Consider the following 16,513-nt stretch of genomic DNA (forward strand, 5'->3'; position numbering starts at 1 on the left):
AGCCTCCGGTTATGAGGGCGCACCGCGACGGACGCCTGTCGCCGAGGACTCCCCATCATGATGCTCTCCCGCACCGACTCCGTGCGTGCCCTTCGGGGTGCGCTGCTGTCTTCCCTGTTGCTTGCGCCGACGGCCTTCGCCGCCGACGCGGCCCCTGCCTCCCTCACGACCCCCAGCGAGGATGCGCACTGGGGCTACGATCAGACGCTGAGCCCGGAGCACTGGGGCGAATTGCCCGGTGACGCCATCTGCGCGCAGGGCGAGGCGCAGTCACCCATCGCGCTGGTGACCGCCGGGGCCGCCCATCCGCGCCTGGACGTTCCCAGCTTCCACTACGCCACCAGCCGCGTGCGCATGCTCAACACGGGGCACACGGTGCAGTTCACCTACGACAGTGGCAGCACCGTCCGGGTGGGGGGCAACGAGTACAAGCTGGCGCAGTTCCACTTCCACACGCCCAGCGAGCACACGAAGGACGGCGTGGAGTACCCGCTCGAGCTGCACCTGGTGCACACGGATGCGAATGGAACGCCCGCGCTGGTCGTCGGAGTCCTCATCGAGGAGGGCGCGGTGAACGCAGCGCTCTTCACCGCCTTCCGGCACCTGCCCCGGCACATGGGGGAGGAGAGCTCGCCCGCGGGGGCGCTCCTCAACGCGAGCGCGCTGCTGCCGCACGACAAGGCCTTCTTCCAGTACGCGGGCTCGCTGACCACGCCCCCGTGCACGCAGGGGCTTCAGTGGTACGTGATGAAGCAGCCCATCCAGATGTCCGACGCGCAGATCGCCGCGTTCGAACGGCTGCCTCACCTCAACCCGAACAACCGCCCCCTGCAGCCGCTGAATGGGCGCACCGTCAGCGTGCACGGCGGACGCTGAACCCCTTCCGGGGCCTACGGCGTCTTGACGACGTCGGTGATGCGCAGGTGGCGGGGCTGGGCCTGCACCCGCTCGAACCAGGCACGGATGGCGGGGTAGCGGCCCAGGTCGAACCGGCCCTCCTCCGCCACGTGCGTGTACGCATACAGCGCGATGTCCGCGAGGCTGTAGTGCTCGCCCGCGAAGAAGGGCCGCTTGCTCAGCTCGCCCTCCATGACGTCGAGCGCGGCGTAGCCCTTCTGCATGCGCTCCTCCAGCTCCTTCTCCTTGCCGGCGGGGATGCCAAAGAAGGTCCGCCACGCCCGGGCCACGGCGATGTAGGGCTCGTGGCTGTACTGCTCGAAGAACATCCACTGGAGCATCCGCGCCCGCTCCAGTCGGTCGGTGGGGATGAAGGGCGTGCCCTCGCCGAAGTACCAGAGGATGGCGTTGGACTCAGCGAGGAAGACACCGGGCTCCAGCTCCACGGTGGGCGTCCGGGCAATGGGGTTCATCGCCTTGAACTCCGGCGTGCGCGTCTCTCCAGCGGAGAGGTCCACCTCCCGCGTTTCAAACGGAATCGCGAGCTGATGCAGCAGGAGGCGGACCTTGTAGCAGTTCCCCGAGGGGTGGAATTGGTGGAGCTTGATCATGGGCGGGGAGTCTAGCCCCATGCCCCCCCGGCGCGCCCGCGGTCAGCAGTGATTGACCCGTTCGAAGTAGGCCGAGCGGTAGCCGTGCAACACCGACTGGTCACCGAATCCGCATCCGCAGATGATCTCTCCGCGCCAGATGGTGTGCTCCGGATCCTCGTAGTACGTGATGACGTAGTCCTGCCCGTTGCAATCGGGAAGCGCATCCTGGCGCGTCCCGATGTCTGTCGGGAGCTCCCGATCACCTTCTGACGTTCCACATCCAGCAAGGAGGCCGACTGCCATCATCCCAGCGATGATTGCCGCTCGCATCTGTTGCTCCTGGTTGTGTGTGTTGGGGACTGCAATGCCAGGATAGCGTTGTTCTTCACGGCAGGTGAATGGCTTGACATTCAACGCGCGACAACACCCCGGGGCCGGCGTGAGCCAACCCCGGGGTGCCGGGTCCTACCAAGACGTCAGTCCAGGAAGCCGTCGAGCATGGAGTAGGAGTTCCACCACTCGTTGTAGATGCGGCTGCCGGGGGCCATGCCGGTGCCCAGGTCGAGAATCTGCAGCTTGCCAGAGCTGTTCGTGCGGCTGATGGAGAGCAGCTGGCTGCGCCCCTTCTGCCCGAAGTCTCCGGCCAGGTAGGTGTCATCCAGATCCAGCCAGCCGGTGGTGAGCCAGCCGCTCATGCTCCAGGGCTCCTGGTAGACGGCGTTGCCCAACTGGGTGGGCTGCACGTTGACGGCGTAGTCGATGACCATCACCTTGCCGCCATCCTGACCCCGGTTGATGAACATCACCTGGTCGCGTCCCAGGCCCCGGAAGTCGCCCACGACCTGCCGGTCGTCGTCATTCAGCCAGTTGCTCGTCAGCCAGGAGGTGCTCGTCCAGGTCTCGGACGCGCGGAACACGCCGCCCAGGACGCCCGTCGAGTAGTCCAGCACCGCCACCTTGCCAGCGTCACCGCTGCGGTTGATCGCCATGAGCTGGTCGTAGCCCAGGCCCATGAAGTCACCGACGAGCTGGAGGTCGTTGCTGTCCAGCCAGCCGCTCAACAGCTGCGTCTCGCCCCACTCCTCGCGGTAGGTGATGGAGCCGAAGCGGCCCGGCGCCGAGGGAATCATGAAGTCCATGATCATCACCTTGCCCGCCTGGCCCTCACGGTTGATGAACATCACCTGATCTCGGCCCCGGTTGGCGAAGTCCCCCACGAACTGCAGGTCCTCGTCGTCCAGCCAGCCGCCCAGCAGGGTGCTCTCCGAGTACGCCTCGTAGCCCACCATCACGGCCGGGACCTGCGCCGGGTTCTTGAAGTCCAGCACCATCAGCCGGCCCGCGTCACCGCTGCGGTTGATGAACATCACCTGGTCGTAGCCCAGGCCCATGAAGTCGCCCACGAGTTGGACGTCGTCCTCGTCGATCCACCCGCTGAGCAGCGGATGGGTTCCCCACTGCTCGATGTACCCAGGGACTCCCGGCGCGGTGAGGTTGCCGTAGTTGACGACCTTCACCTTGGCGCCGCTTCCGTCCGTGTTGATGTAGAGCATCTGGTCGTAGCCCAGGTCCATGAAGTCACCCTGGAGCTGGATGTCCGAGCCGTACTTCACGCGGTAGCCCGCGACCGGATGCCAGGTGATGGTGCCGCCCTGGAAGTGATTGCGCTTCATGCCGCTGGGGAGGGTGTGCGTGTCGTCCAGCGGGTAGCCCAGCGGGCTGTTCTCATGGCCCAGCTGCGCGTACCTGGTGGCGATCTCATTGCGGACCATGTGAGCGCCCACGTCCGGGTGGAAGTAGATGAACCCATTGGTGTACGGGCGGTAGAGGCCATCGTTCTTGGCGATGCCCTCGGGGCCCGTGGGCAGCCCCATCGTCGCGATTCCAAACACGCCATACTTCCGGCTGATGTAGCTACCGTACATCGACGTCAGCCCCAGGACGTCCCAATCGCTGAGCTTGCTCAGGTTGCCCACATCGTCCACCGTCATGCCAGCCGGGAGGGGCTGGAGCGTGGTGAAGAGTGGCAGGTCATTGCCATTCGCATCTTCCTTGGAAAAGCCGGAGAAACGCGAGTAGTGCATGATGGAGGCGTAGTCATACGGACTGTTGAGGTCCTCCCCGACCTTGTCGAAGTTGTCCAGACCGTCGACGAAGTTCTCCGGGTGGACCTGGATGTACTGATCCCGGTCCGACCGGGACATCTCGTGGTACAGACCGATGGCGTGCCCCAGCTCGTGGAGGGCAGCCTCTTTCGAGCACTTCGTTCCCAGGTTGAGCGGCTGGGGGTTGGGCACCCAGATCTGGCCGGAGAGTCTGCCGACGATGGAGTTACACGCGCTGGGGTTGCTCGGCTGCTTGATGACGACGCACTCCCCGAGGACGCCGCACTCCGGCTGGAACTTGAAGCGGATGACGGTGCGCCTCTCCCACTCGGCGATGGCCCAGAAGACATCCGCCTTGCGAGACTCCGGGAAGCTGAAGTCGAAGGTGTAGGTCACCTCGCCGTTGGGCCAGAGGTTGTCGTCGTCGTGGTAGCCCACGCTGGACGCACTCACCCGGGAGCCCGACGTGGGGCCTCCCGCGCGCAGACGCTGGGTCTCCGCCTCGACCCAATCCACGGGGACCAGCAGGACGTCGCCGAAGGCGACCGCCCAGCCATCCTCCTCGTGGTAGCGCACCTCCTGGGGCGGCTGCCCGGGGACCAGCTGGAGGAATGCGATCCGCTTCTCGGAAGGCCCCGTGGCTTGAGCGGTGACCTCCGGCGCCGGGGTGTTCTCCGGCACGTCCTTCTCCTCGCGTCCACAACCGGCGCCGACCAGCGCCAGCATGAAGATGCTCCCCACCATTGCGCGGACGCCTCGCGTCCCGTGGTGGTTCACTGCCTTGTTCATGGACTTCCCCCTCAAATGGCTTGCCACGGCCGCAAGCCAGACGGATGCATTCGGCACCCGTTCGGGGCGCTGACATACCTTGGGAGAACGTCCTGACAAAGACACTCTTCGTCTTTGCGGACTGGGATGCGGGGTGCGCCGGGTTGCCTGACACCCAGGTCCGCACTGCGCTGACTTCGACCGCTCAGGTGGAAGCCGATAGTTTAATGAATCCTCATGCGTCCTATGTCATCGGGTAGTCGGGGACCGTGAACGGGTAGTCGGCAGAGCCCACCGTCTGGTGGAAGTGGTTGGGGAAGGTGCCTCGTACGGGCCGGAGTGTCACCACGTCCAGGGTGGGGAGCTCCGCGCGGATGATCCACCCGAGCCCGAGCATGGACACCTTGGCGTTTCCCAGCAGGTGGGAGCGCCCGTTGATGGTGACCATGGATCGAAGATGCCCCACCGGACCTTCACGGCGGTGTTGGCGCAGCAGGTCTCCGCTTCCCGGGTGCCCTGGCAGGTCGCCTGGCACCGGCGCGCCGCCGACATGCCGCCGGACTGTCGCAGCCTCCGTCCGGCGCGACGTTCAGCCGCCCCCGTCTGGCCGACCGCCTTGGCTTGCCACCTGCAATGCGTTTCTTCGCTGACTCAACCCGTCAGCGCACCGGCGACGGTGCTCCACCCCCATGGTTGGAGTGAACATGTTGAAATCCATTCTTCGGCGCCTGGGCCTGCTCACCGGCTCCTTCCTTGTCTCGGGACTCATCGGCTGCGGTCCTGACCTGATCACGACCGAGTTGAGCCCCGTGAGCCCGCGGGCGGATCCGCTCACCGTGAGCCCTACCGCGAGCGCGCAACTGCCCACTGTGGGCAACGCGGGCACGCCCTTCTCGGACGCGTGTCCTGCCGGCTATGTGGGGACGGGCTTGAACGTCCGCACCAGCAACAAGCTGGATCAGGTCCAGCTCATCTGCCGCAAGCTGAACCTCGATGGGACGCTGGGCGCCACCGCCCTCACGCCCGCGCGGGGTGGGACAGGTGGGACGGCTGCCACCGGGAGCTGCGCGAGCAATCAGATCATGTCGGGGCAGGTGCTCGGAATCGCAGGGGACCCGGTCAGCCAGGTGGGGGCCCTGTGTTCGACCGCCACGCGACTGAAGAACGCCGCCGGCGGATACGACAGCACGCTCAGCCCGCTCGGTCCGCCAGGATCCCCCTCGACCACGGCCTGTCCGGCGGGCTACGCCATCACCGGCCTCTACGGCCGCACGGGTGTCGGGGCGGAGCAGCTCGGCTTCAAATGCAAGAAGCTGGATGACGTGAAGAGCAGTAATTGGTTCGGCTTGAGCAGCGGCTTTGCACAGGTCGACAGCGTGAGCATCAATGGCTCCATCCTCGGGCAAAGCGCCAACGTCGCTGCTGGCCAGAACTTCCAGCTCAGCCTGCATAACAGTATCGAAAACCTACAAATGGGCTGCTCGAATTGCTGGACCCGGTATCACATCATCGTCGCCTTGATCTCCTCGGATCCTTCCGTCGCGCCGCAACCGTTGGCATGCACGCTCAGCGCCTACCTCAACGGAGGGGAACGTGCGGACGCTACTTCCAGCCTCTCGCTGCCGGCGCCCACCCAACCCGGGACGTATACCCTCCGCGCCACCGTCGATCCGTGGAGCACCTCCTGCAACCCGCAGGATGGGTGGGCCATGGGGGGGGCGTATGGGGCAATCATCGGGGAAATGCAGGTCAACTGACCGCGAAACCCGGTGGCACCTCTGATGCGGCGAGCCGGATACAGTAGCGGGGATGTCCCGCCCTGGTGCCCGCGATCCCCATGTCCCCCTGGCGACGGCTGACGTGTCCACTGCGGCGGAGCCGAAACCGCGCGGACAGCGGCCGTTCGCCCGGCTCGTTCCCGCGCTGACCCTCGTCTCCCACACCCACGCCACCCGCATCGGAGAGCGGCTGCTGCTGCACGGGCTGCTTTCTGGCCGGGAGGTCGCGCTCTCCCGGAACTCGCCAGACTTCACCCGTCCGGGCGAGCCGCTGGGCCTGCCGCTGGGCGATCCCTTCATGAGCCGCAAGCCGCTCGTGTTCGCTCCCGCAGGGGAGGGCATCCGCCTCATGCCGGCTGAAGGGGGACGCTGCACCTGCGCGGGCGAGCTGCTCGACCGCGGCCGGGAGTTCGGCCCGGAGGAGCTGGCGCGGGGAATCCCGCTCGAGTTCTCCGGGAGGACGGTGCTCCTGCTGCACCTGACCGCGCCCCCTGAAATGGACGCACCTGCCTCCCTGGGCATGGTGGGCGAGAGCACCTCCCTGCGCCTCATCCGCAGGGACATCGGGCGCGTGGCCGACCTGGACGTGCCCGTCCTGATTCGCGGCGAGACGGGCACGGGCAAGGAGCTGGTCGCCCAGGCCCTCCACGAGCGGAGCCGGCGCGGCGGACGCTTCGTCAGCGTGAACCTCGGCGCCATTCCCAAGGAGCTGGCCGCCGCGGAGCTCTTCGGCAGCGTCCGGGGCGCCTTCACCGGCGCCCAGCGCGACCGCGAGGGTTTCTTCCGGGCGGCCGAGGGCGGCACGCTCTTCCTCGACGAAGTGGGGGAGGCCTCCTCCGAGGTTCAGGTCATGCTCCTCCGGGTGCTGGAGACAGGGGAGCTGTACCCGGTGGGTGCCAGCACTCCCGTGAAGACAAACGTCCGCCTCGTCGCCGCCACGGACGCGAATCTGGAGGCCCAAATCACCGAGGGGCGCTTCCGCGCGCCGCTGCTCCACCGGCTGGCCGGCTATGAAATCCGTCTGCCCCCGCTGCGCGAGCGCCGGGAGGACATCGCTCCGGTGTTCCTCCACTTCGCCCGCAAGGAGTTGGAGGCGCTTGGGGAGGCCCACCACCTCAACCCGAGCGATCCCTACGCCGAGCCGTGGCTGCCGGCGGCCCTGGCGGTGCGGCTGTTGCTGCACCCCTGGCCCGGGAACATCCGCCAGTTGCGGAACGTGGCCCGGCAGCTCGTCATTGGCAGCCGGGGGCAGCCCTGCCTGGAGCTGGATCCGCGCCTCGCCTGGGAGCTGACGCTCCCCGTGGCGTCGTCATCTCCAATCCGCGATCCCGAGCCGGAGCCCACTCCGGAGCCCCCAGTCCGCCGCAAGTCCACCGAGGTGAGCGAACCGGAGCTGCTCGCGGCCCTGCGCGCGCACGGCTGGGACGTGAAGAAGGCCGCGCAGCACCTGGGGATCGCCCGCTCCTCCATTTACGACCTCATCGAGCGCAGCCCCGGCCTCCGTCTGGCGGGGGACCTGGGCGTGGAGGAACTGACCCGCTGCTACCACGAGTGCCAGGGCGACCTGGATGAGATGGTGAAGCGCCTGGAGGTCTCCAAGCGGGCCTTGAACCGGCGGGTCAAGGAGCTGGGACTGGTGCCGAAGATCTTCTGAGCCGCAGGTGACGGCATACCGGTCTCGTTTGATAATGGAAAGGAACCGCCCCGGGACACCGCCCGGGACGACCCCGGAGAGCACCATGGCGCGCACCACCTCGGCGAGAGGCAAGAAGCCGTCCCAGGACACCGATTCAGGACCTCAGGCTCCATACTCGCCAGAACCCCTGGTACGGAACGTCGACTTCATCGCGAATAATAGAACTTTCAAGCTCCCTGAGATCCCTGTGCAGCCTGGGCAATCAGTGGTCTTCCTGGTGATGGTCCAAGGGACAGACATTCCCTCCAGCACCTCCATGACCTTTGCGTTGCTCACTCACGGTCCCACGAACAGGGTCTACGCGGGGGCTTTGGCACCCACGTCGAGGTGTGAATACAAGATTTCCGTGGGCTCAGGGGGGGCGCAGGGCGAACCCAAGACAGCCTCGGGAAAGATCGACGTGTCAGGAGAAGGCGACCCGGACGACAAGCGGCTCAGGGACCAGCGCCAGGGGACTGCGCGACGGAGAGCGGGCCGCCCCACTCGTGGGTGAGGTTGGGATTGCTCGCGAGCGCCTGGGTCAGCTCCTTCAGTGCCTGGGCCCGCGAGGCGCGCTGAAGCTCGGGACTCGCGGTTTCGGCCTGCTTCAGACGAAGGCTGGCATGGAGCGCGTGCGCCACGGCCCAGTCCGGCCGGGCCTTCAGCACCTGCTCGGCGAGCTCAAGCCCCCGCTGGAGTTGGGGGCCGTCCTCCTGGCCCGCGCGCCTCCGCTGCGCGGCCCACAGCGCGTGAAAGACGCCGGCTTCCAGGCGATATTCCTGTTCGTCCGGCGACAGCGTGATGGCTTTCTCAAAGGACTTCGCGGCGTCCTCCAGGTCCTGGTGCCGGAGCGCCTGCGCCTTGCCAAGCTGGAGCCACAGCTCCGCATCCTGGGGGTTCTGCTCCATGGCCGCGTGGAGTGCCTTCCCGGCGCGCGCGAGCTCGGCGTCCGGAGCCCGCCCGTGCGCCGCCTCATGGCGGGCAAGGGTGACGTGCACCGTGCCCATGAGGCCATACAGCCATGAGGCGCCCGGCATCCGTTCAAGTCCCTGCTTGAGCAGGGGCTCGGCCTCCCGTGCACTCGGGCGAGGATCTTCTCCCCGCGCGAGCAGATAGTTGCCGCGCCGGACCAGCAGCGAGCCCAGGTTGGCGTAGCCGAAGCCTTGACCCGGCGCGACCGCGATGGCCTGCCCGAAGCTGGCGCGTGCCTCTTCGAGCACTGGAAGGGGATCGCCTCCCCGATTCCAGACATCTTCCGCCCGCAGGAGGAGGACCACGCCCATGCCGTTGTGGAGGTGAGGGAGCTTCGGGTTGATGGCGAGCCCCCGCCGGTACTGCTCCAGGGCGAGCTCCAGCTCCGGCTGGAGGTCCTCGCCGCGCCCGCGCCGCCGCCGGGCCAGTTGCTCATGGACCTGCCCCGCGTAGAAGTACGGCACGACGTGCTGGGGATTGAGGGCACGCGCCTTCTCAAGGGCCTCCGCGGCCTTCTGGAGATCCTGCTCCCCTTGTGCGTTGCGTGGCAGCGAAGCCCGGGTCAAGAACGCGCTCCCCAGGTTGATCCAGTCCTCCGGAAGAGGGGCCATGGCCAGCGCCGCCTCGTAGGCACGGATGGCCTCGTCCCTATGGCCCCAGGAGTCCACTCCGAGCTGATCCTCGTAGTCAGCCCACGTCGTGAAGACCAGGCCGGAGTCGCCGTGGTAGGCGCGATCCCGGTCCGCCTCGCGGATGCTCCCGAACAGCGCCGCGGCCCTGCCCAGCAGTGTTCGCGGATCCTCCCCCTTCTCCAACTGGTGGCGCGCCGCGAGCCAGGTGCTCCGAGCCAGCGTGTACGTGGTCTCCGAGCGCGTGGGGTCCACGGCACGGGCGCGCTCGGCGGCTTCAAGGGCCTTGGCGAGGAGTTCAGCGCCGTCGCCCCCCTGCGTGAGCCGCTGTTCGGCCAGGCGGTGATTCACACGCGCCATGCGGATCAGACATGCGATGTCGTCTGGCATCACGGTGAGGCAGCGCGACAGGGCCTCCAGGGCCCGCTGGTAGGCGGGCAGCACCTCTCCCTTGCCATACAGCTCCACCACCATCGCGCTGTTCTCCAGCCCGGCCAGGGACCGGTACACGGCGGGGTCGCTCTCGGCGGTGGCGGCGGCGGTGGCGAAGGAGGTGCGGCCGGCCTCGAAGTCCTTTCGTGCGCCCTCGAGGTCTCCCGTGTTCCAGCGCTTGAGCGCCCGGGCCTGGAGGATGTCTCCGCGCAGCAGGGGCAGCTCATGGAACCAGGGCACCCGGCGGCTGGCGTTCTCCAGCAGGGAGAGCGCATCGTCGAGGCGCCCCTCGTAGAAGGCGACCAGCGCCGACACATACTCCGCAGAGGGCATCTGGGCGCCCTGGCTGCGCTGGAGCCAGGAGAGCGCCGGATCCCGGTAGCGGCGCTCCGCGTCACGCGTCGAAGCCTCCCGCTGCTGAGTGCTGCGCAGCCGCTGCGCCTCCAGGAGCTTCTGCTGGTAGAGCCGCCCGGTCACCAGGGCGAGCGCGTACGCGGCCCGCGGATCGTGAAAGCCGTTGCGCCATGCGGATTCGAGCAGTTCGAGCGCCTTTGCCTCCTCTCCCAGCGCGAGGTAGCCGCGTCCCAGCGCGTAGTGACCAGGGCCCAGCGCTCGTGGACCGGCGCGTTGGATCTCCGCCTCCAGCTCCGCCATGCGCGCCTGGATGGCCTGGCGATCCTCGCGCGTGTCATGCAGGCGTGAGAGCGAGGAGTAGCGCACCATGGACTCGATGTGGCTCACCAGCTCGGTGAACCGCTGGACGGTCCGTTCGCGCTCGGCGGCCTCACGGCGCCCCAGCGCGCCCCATCCCAGAGCCACCGACACGGCGAGCAACGCCAAGGCGCTCACGGAGGCCAGCAGCCGGTGCTGGCGCAGCCGCTTGCGCACGCGGTATCCGAAGCCCGTGCGCGCCAGGACGGGCTCGCCGCCGAGGAAGCGCTCCAGGTCCTCCGCCAGGGCGCGCGCCGAGTCGTAACGCGCGGAGCGGTCCTTCTCCAGGCACTTGAGCGCGATGGCCTCCAGGTCCGAAGGGACATCCGGGTCCACCCGGCGTGGCGGCCGGGGCTCCATGGATGCGATGTTGTTGAGGACCTCCAGGCCGTTGTCGCCGGGGATGGGGTGCTGTCCGGTGAGCAGGAAGTAGAGGCTGGCGCCCAGGCTGTAGACGTCCGCGCGGCGGTCGAGCCGGCTCACCTCGCCGCGGGCCTGTTCCGGCGCCATGTAGTGGGGCGTGCCCAGTACCGCCCCGCTGGCCGTCGTGGATTCGTTCCACTCGCGCGCCAGGCCGAAGTCCATCACGTAGGGCCGGGGCGTGCCGTCCTCGGCGCGCTCGACCATGATGTTGGAGGGCTTGAGGTCCCGGTGGATGAGCCCCACGCGGTGGGCTTCCTGGACTCCCAGCGCGGCCTCGCGAAGCACCAGGGCCTTCTGCTCGACGGTGAGTGAGCGCGCCAGGGCGCTCAGCGGCTGACCGTCGATGTACTGCATGGCGATGAAGACCTTCCCGTCGACATGGCCGACCTCGTACACCTGGCATACGCGCGCGTGCTTCACCTTCGCCTGGGCCCGGGCCTCGGAGATGAAGCGGCGGGTGTGCGCATCGTCGTCGTCGCGGACGAACTTGAGGGCCACCGGGCGGCGCAGCCGCGGATCATTCGCCAGGAACACGCGCCCCATGCCGCCCTGCCCGAGGAACCGCACGAACTGGTAGCGGTCCCAGTGGGGAAGGGGAAAGGTTGGGGTGCCGGTCTCCCGCGAGGGAGGGGTCGGGCCTTCCTTCACAAGCGAGGCCAGGGTCTCCTCGGAGATCCGGCCCCGCTCACGCAGCAGCTCCAGGGGGCTTCGTCCCAGGCGCAGCGCCTCCTCGAGCAGTGCCGCCGACTCCTCCCGGGACAGGATGCCCTCGTCGATGACAAGCCATATCTGCGTCTCGTAGTCGCGTTGCATCCGAGGGCATTGTACCCGGTTCGACGGACAGGGCCGTCGTGGCACGCCGCCGACATGCCGCCGACATGCCGTTGACCTCGCGCACGGCCCGGCTCCCGTCGACGGTGCCCTTCCCGCGCTTCCGGTGACTTTTCCGTGGCGGAGATCCAGCGCTGGCATCCCCATTGCTTTGGAGAACCTTCGCTGAACCCTCTCACGAAGCTGTTCCTCCATGGAGTCCTGACATGATCAACCCACCTGTAGGAAGCCTGCCGCCGATCGGCACGATCATGGCCTTCGCTGGTCAGAAGGCCGCTCTCTCGAACGCTGGTTGGCTGGTTTGCGACGGGAGCACCTTCAACAAGAGCGACTACCCGCTGCTCTTCGCCGCCCTGGGCGATCTTTACGGCGGCGATGGGGTCACCACCGCTCAACTGCCGGATCTGCGCGGGCAGTTCCTGCGAGGCGTCGATGACGGGAGCGGCAACGATCCCGACGTGAACACACGCACTCCGGCAGCCAACGGCACGGCTGCCGGCGTCGGCTCAACTCAGGTCGATGCGCTGGCGAACCACCAGCACAATTGGGACCATTTCTTCTACAACTTCAACTTTCGAGGCGAGGACATCGCCTGCCATCAGCCTGTGGACTCACAGCACCTGCAGAACAATACGCGCCAAGCGACCAACAACGACGGCGGCGTGAAGACCGGCAGCACAGGCGCCGAGACGCGGCCCAAGAACGTCGCAATCTATTGGATCATCAAGGCGGCCTGACTCCCATGACCAGGACCCGACCTGAGGGGGCCCTGCGCCTCCAAGAGATCCACCGCCTGCTCAAGCGCGTTGCCCCGGACGCCGCGCCGGCGATCCTCCCGGGGGTTCCGATCGCAATCATCGAAGCGGGAGCCGTCAATCCGCGCGCGGTCATCGAATCGCCCGATCCGTTCGGGACGATGGGCTGGGCAGTGCTGGCCGCGATGAGCCATCCGACCGATCCCATCCCGGTCGCCTTCGAAGCCGATCCGTTCAAAGGCGCCACGCGCGCCTATTCGCTGATCAGCGACCAGAAAGCCTATCTCTGCATCCCGGATACGAAGGGCTTGAGTCTGCCCCTCTATTTCTCCACCAATCCCGCCGCGGTCCCTGCGCAACTCACCGCGACAGGGACCAACGTTCAGTTCACGCTGTCGATCCAGGCGAATGGGCAGAACTACAATGTCTGTGCAGGAGCCCCCAACAGCGGGGCGGGCGGGTGGTCATGGCTCTATGCCCACCCAACGGATGCCGCGGCATCTTTCTCGACGGAGTATTTCGCGCTCGACCGCCACCTGCTGGAGACGCTCCTGAAGCGACAATGGCCGGCGCTCAGCCTCCAATACCTCGGCCGGGGTGACGCCTATTACGGGGTGCTTTCCAATGCCAAGGCCAAGGCGATCTGGAACGCGGCCAATTTCGGCCAGCTCCGCTATCAGCCAGACGTCTTCGACTGCGAGGATTTTTCGTACGTCTACAAGGCGCAGGTCTCTCGGCAGCAGTATGCCGATTATGTCGCGACTGGCATCAAGTTCGCCTATGCGGCGGGCTCGATCGTGGGCGACAAGCCACCCGGTGCGCATGCCGTGAACATCTTCATCGACGAGACATTCACCGCCCAGATCCTGGAGCCGCAGAACGGCACCATCGTGCCCGGCTCGCAGTGGGGATATACGCCGCGCACCATTTGGTTCTAACGGCTACCCCATTCAACGCACGGACAACCGAAGGCAAGGAAAAGCCCAGCAACCTACCAGGGTTGCTGGGCTGGTTCTGGAGTGAAGGCTCATTGTAGGAGCCCGCGCACTGAGGCAGTCCGGCTAGTAATTGAGCCAGCGGTAGCCCGTGGCCGCCGAGCCCGAGCAGAGCAGGGAGTCCGGCGTATGGGTCGTGGCGTTGCAGCAGGCCTTCGTGGCGCCCGGGGTCGTGCACCGCTGGTTCACGTAGGTGCTGCATGACAGCAGTCCGGCGCAGGAAGACGGACAGGCGGTCAGCACGCCGTCGCACGTCACACCCTGGTTGTCCGTCGACGAACAGGTGGTCCCCGTACAGGAGACCGACGTGCCCCCGGCGCAGGCCGCCGTACAGGTGCCGAGCTGGGACACCGTGCGCGCTTCGGCCTCGGGGGCCATCGTGTCGTCAAGAGCCGGGCCGCCGCATCCGACGAGGGAAAGGCCAACCAACGTCACCAGCGCTGAAAGGGAGAGCTTCATGGGAAACCCCTGGAGGTCCTTCGAGTGGACTCAAACCCTATCATGGAGGCCGCGGCGTCCACCTGGCTCAGGGCGCTGCGGGGCTGGCGTCGAAGACCTTCACGTCCACGAAGGGGGGGCTCGGATCGGTGCTCACGCTGGCCCGCGCGAGCGCTTCGATGGCCTGCCAGCGCAGCGGGGGGGCGGCATCGACGATGCCTTCCGCACGCAGCGAGGGCAGGGGGCTGGTGACCCCGAGCTGATCCGGTCCGTCCGGAGGGTCTCCCGTGTAGCGCCCGCCCACGATTTCTCCGGAGGCATCCAGCGCCAGCGTCATCGGGTAGTGCTGCACGAGAGGCCTGGCGCCGACCTTCGCGTATCCGCTGCCCTCGGGCCATTTCGGATCCAGGACGTCCGTGGCGCTCGCGGGGAGCAACGTGGAGCTGAGGCTCAGCTCGATGTCGACGTCCACGAGCTTCGCCACGCGGGGCGCGAGTTCGGGCGCCAGGGGCTCGCTGGACGGTGCGTAGGGCTCACGCGTCAACCGCACCGTGGCACCGGCCACCGAGTGGTACTGCGACTGTTTCGTGGGATGGACCTCGACGACGAAGGACTGGCCGCCAATCCCCAGGCGATTCAACACGGCCAGCGCGAAGGCGGCGGGGTGGACGCTGCAACGCGCGCTCACGTCGAAGCCCGACCCGGTGCAGAGCTCGCTGACCGTATGGATCTCCGCCGGCTGGTAGTACGCGGCCGCGAGCAGCGCCTTCACGTCGTTGGGATGGAAGCGGATCCGGCGCCCATCGCGGGCCACGACATCGACCGTGCGGAAGGGCTCCTCCAGCGCGAGCGCCGCCGCCGCCGCGCCGTTGCAGAGCCCGAACCAGAACCTCGGCCGGGGCCGGCGGTTGTGCGTCTCCGCGAGCGCCGCCTTCGTCGCGGGGAAGTCCACCGCTCCCGAGGCGAGGTCGTACTTCTCCGTGGGAGACAGCCAGAACAGCCCGTCCCCCGGGACCGGGGCGGAAGGCGGCTCCACTCCGAACAGCGTCCTCCCCACCAGGGTCGGCACGGAGTCGCGCCAGCGGCCGGCCTGGCCACCGAACCAGAAGGGATAGAACTCCGAGGACCACGGCACCCGCGTTGGAACGAGCGGCCGGTTGAACAAGCCGCGCGCCTGGAGTTCGTCGAACCGGGTGACGAGCGCGGGGCCAGGAAGTGCCTCGGGCCGCTCTCCCGGATCCGATGGCAGGGCGGAAATGACGCGCTCCGGGGGAAGCGAGAAGCCCGTGGGTCCGAACACGCGCAAGGCCGCAGCCAGCAGCGCCCAAGCACCGAAGAGGACGGTCCATCCGCGACGCGCGGCGGGTTCCGGAGGCAGCGCGGCGCCGCGCACCAGGAGCAGCGTCGGGAGGAGGATGAAGAGCGACTCGACCGCGAGCACCTGCACGCCGAGCCGTCCCAGCCATTCATCCATTCCCACCGGGACGACGGGAGCGAGTCGCAAGGCACGTGGCAGTTGGAAGCGCGCTTCGGAGAAGGGGGCGAGGAGCGCCGTGCCCGGACCACCCCAGGTGAGCAGGTCCAGGAGCACGTGCCCGCAGCCCGCGAGCCACAACACGAGCGCGTATCGCCAAAGGCGCTGGCGCCACTCCCCGCGGGGCGTCACCAGCGCCGCGCCCACGACGGCGAGCACAAGCAGGAACAGGGGCGAGTGCAGCAGTCCCCGGTGCGCCCAGAGGTCGCCGGGGTGCTGACTGAACGGCGACAGCGCGAAGTCCAGGTCCGCGACGATGGCGCAGAGCCCCGCCGCGATCAGGACCCGCCGAGGAAGGGCTGCCCCCGGCCGCGCGCGAACGGCGAGCGCCGTCCAAGCGGCATGGGTGAACAGCGAGGCCACGTCCGCTACCCGGTGCTTTCCGCCAGGGACTTCTTCCTGGGGAACGTCGCGTAGAGGAAGAACGGGGCGAAGAAGAGCAGCTCGTACATCACCACGTAGAGCCCGCGCGGGGAGAACATGTACAGCCCGATGGGCGCGACCGGGATGGGCGTGACGGGCGCGAAGATGCGCTCATACGAGAACGGCCAGAACAGCGCGCAGCCAAGCCCGCCGTCCGTCAGGATGTCCGCCAGTCCGTGGCTCAACGCGACCGCCGCGACACAGACGAAGGTGCGCAGCGCCGGTGCGCCCGCGCGCCGGGCGATGGCCACGATGATGGCGGTGACCCACAGCGCGAAGACGAACGAGTGCGACGCACCCCGGTGGCCCCAGGGCGCCTCGTACGGGATGCCGAACGCGAACGCGATGACGTCTGCGTCCGGCAACATCGACAGCGCCGAGAACGCGACCATCGCGCGCACCAGCTTCGCGCGCGACGCGTCCTTGCCTACCCAGGCCCGTGCCGCGGCCATGCCGATTGCCACGTGTCCAATGCTCGCCATCTGCGGCGAAGTATAGCCCCTGCGACGGAGGCCACCACCTCCACGCCCTGGCTCCGCCCACCTCCATCGCCC

13 protein-coding genes are annotated in these 16,513 nt (G+C 67.7%); 5 read left to right on the plus strand and 8 right to left on the minus strand.

Going from position 1 to position 16,513, the window contains the following annotated elements; translation table 11 throughout:
* Nucleotides 1-57 precede the first annotated feature (57 nt).
* On the plus strand, nt 58-876 hold the full coding sequence (locus ACX114_RS15760; RefSeq protein WP_459298912.1) for a carbonic anhydrase: 819 nt from the start codon (nt 58-60) through the stop codon (nt 874-876).
* 14 nt (nt 877-890) lie between these two features.
* Here ACX114_RS15760 and ACX114_RS15765 read toward each other — a convergent pair whose 3' ends face one another.
* The 4 genes from ACX114_RS15765 to ACX114_RS15780 form a co-directional block, all read right to left on the minus strand.
* A complete protein-coding gene (locus ACX114_RS15765; RefSeq protein WP_459298913.1) occupies nt 891-1,508 on the minus strand; it encodes a glutathione S-transferase family protein in 618 nt (205 codons plus the stop codon).
* 42 nt (nt 1,509-1,550) lie between these two features.
* The gene (locus ACX114_RS15770; protein WP_459298914.1) at nt 1,551-1,820 is read right to left on the minus strand and encodes a hypothetical protein; all 270 of its coding nucleotides are present in this window, start codon (nt 1,818-1,820) and stop codon (nt 1,551-1,553) included.
* Nucleotides 1,821-1,966: 146 nt separating this feature from the next.
* Nucleotides 1,967-4,384, minus strand: coding sequence for a M12 family metallopeptidase (locus ACX114_RS15775; RefSeq protein ID WP_459298915.1), 2,418 nt, complete (start codon nt 4,382-4,384; stop codon nt 1,967-1,969).
* 223 nt (nt 4,385-4,607) lie between these two features.
* Nucleotides 4,608-4,811, minus strand: a complete 204-nt coding sequence (locus tag ACX114_RS15780; protein ID WP_459298916.1) for a hypothetical protein — start codon at nt 4,809-4,811, stop codon at nt 4,608-4,610.
* 256 nt (nt 4,812-5,067) lie between these two features.
* Here ACX114_RS15780 and ACX114_RS15785 point away from each other — a divergent pair, with 256 nt between their 5' ends.
* A complete protein-coding gene (locus ACX114_RS15785) occupies nt 5,068-6,120 on the plus strand; it encodes a hypothetical protein (RefSeq protein ID WP_459298917.1) in 1,053 nt (350 codons plus the stop codon).
* A gap of 52 nt (nt 6,121-6,172) precedes the next feature.
* Nucleotides 6,173-7,795, plus strand: coding sequence for a sigma 54-interacting transcriptional regulator (locus ACX114_RS15790; RefSeq protein WP_459298918.1), 1,623 nt, complete (start codon nt 6,173-6,175; stop codon nt 7,793-7,795).
* A gap of 476 nt (nt 7,796-8,271) precedes the next feature.
* On the opposite strand, the gene ACX114_RS15795 is transcribed toward ACX114_RS15790, so the two are convergent.
* Nucleotides 8,272-11,796 carry a serine/threonine-protein kinase gene (locus ACX114_RS15795; RefSeq protein WP_459298919.1) on the minus strand — a complete coding sequence of 1,175 codons (3,525 nt, stop codon included), beginning with the start codon at nt 11,794-11,796 and terminating at the stop codon, nt 8,272-8,274.
* Nucleotides 11,797-12,020: 224 nt separating this feature from the next.
* On the opposite strand from ACX114_RS15795, the gene ACX114_RS15800 reads away from it, so the two are divergent.
* Nucleotides 12,021-12,551 carry a phage tail protein gene (locus ACX114_RS15800; protein ID WP_459298920.1) on the plus strand — a complete coding sequence of 177 codons (531 nt, stop codon included), beginning with the start codon at nt 12,021-12,023 and terminating at the stop codon, nt 12,549-12,551.
* A gap of 5 nt (nt 12,552-12,556) precedes the next feature.
* Nucleotides 12,557-13,507: a lectin MOA-related protein gene (locus ACX114_RS15805; protein WP_459298921.1), complete on the plus strand. Its 951-nt coding sequence runs from the start codon at nt 12,557-12,559 to the stop codon at nt 13,505-13,507.
* A gap of 123 nt (nt 13,508-13,630) precedes the next feature.
* Here ACX114_RS15805 and ACX114_RS15810 read toward each other — a convergent pair whose 3' ends face one another.
* The 3 genes from ACX114_RS15810 to ACX114_RS15820 form a co-directional block, all read right to left on the minus strand.
* Complete coding sequence (locus ACX114_RS15810; protein WP_459298922.1) at nt 13,631-14,023, minus strand: hypothetical protein; 393 nt, start codon at nt 14,021-14,023, stop codon at nt 13,631-13,633.
* Between the two features lie 67 nt (nt 14,024-14,090).
* Nucleotides 14,091-15,899, minus strand: coding sequence for a metal-dependent hydrolase (locus ACX114_RS15815; RefSeq protein ID WP_459298923.1), 1,809 nt, complete (start codon nt 15,897-15,899; stop codon nt 14,091-14,093).
* A 5-nt stretch (nt 15,900-15,904) separates the two neighbouring features.
* Nucleotides 15,905-16,441, minus strand: a complete 537-nt coding sequence (locus ACX114_RS15820; protein ID WP_459298924.1) for a metal-dependent hydrolase — start codon at nt 16,439-16,441, stop codon at nt 15,905-15,907.
* Between the last annotated feature and the right edge of the window lie 72 nt (nt 16,442-16,513).

This window comes from Corallococcus sp. M7, from assembly GCF_054512695.1.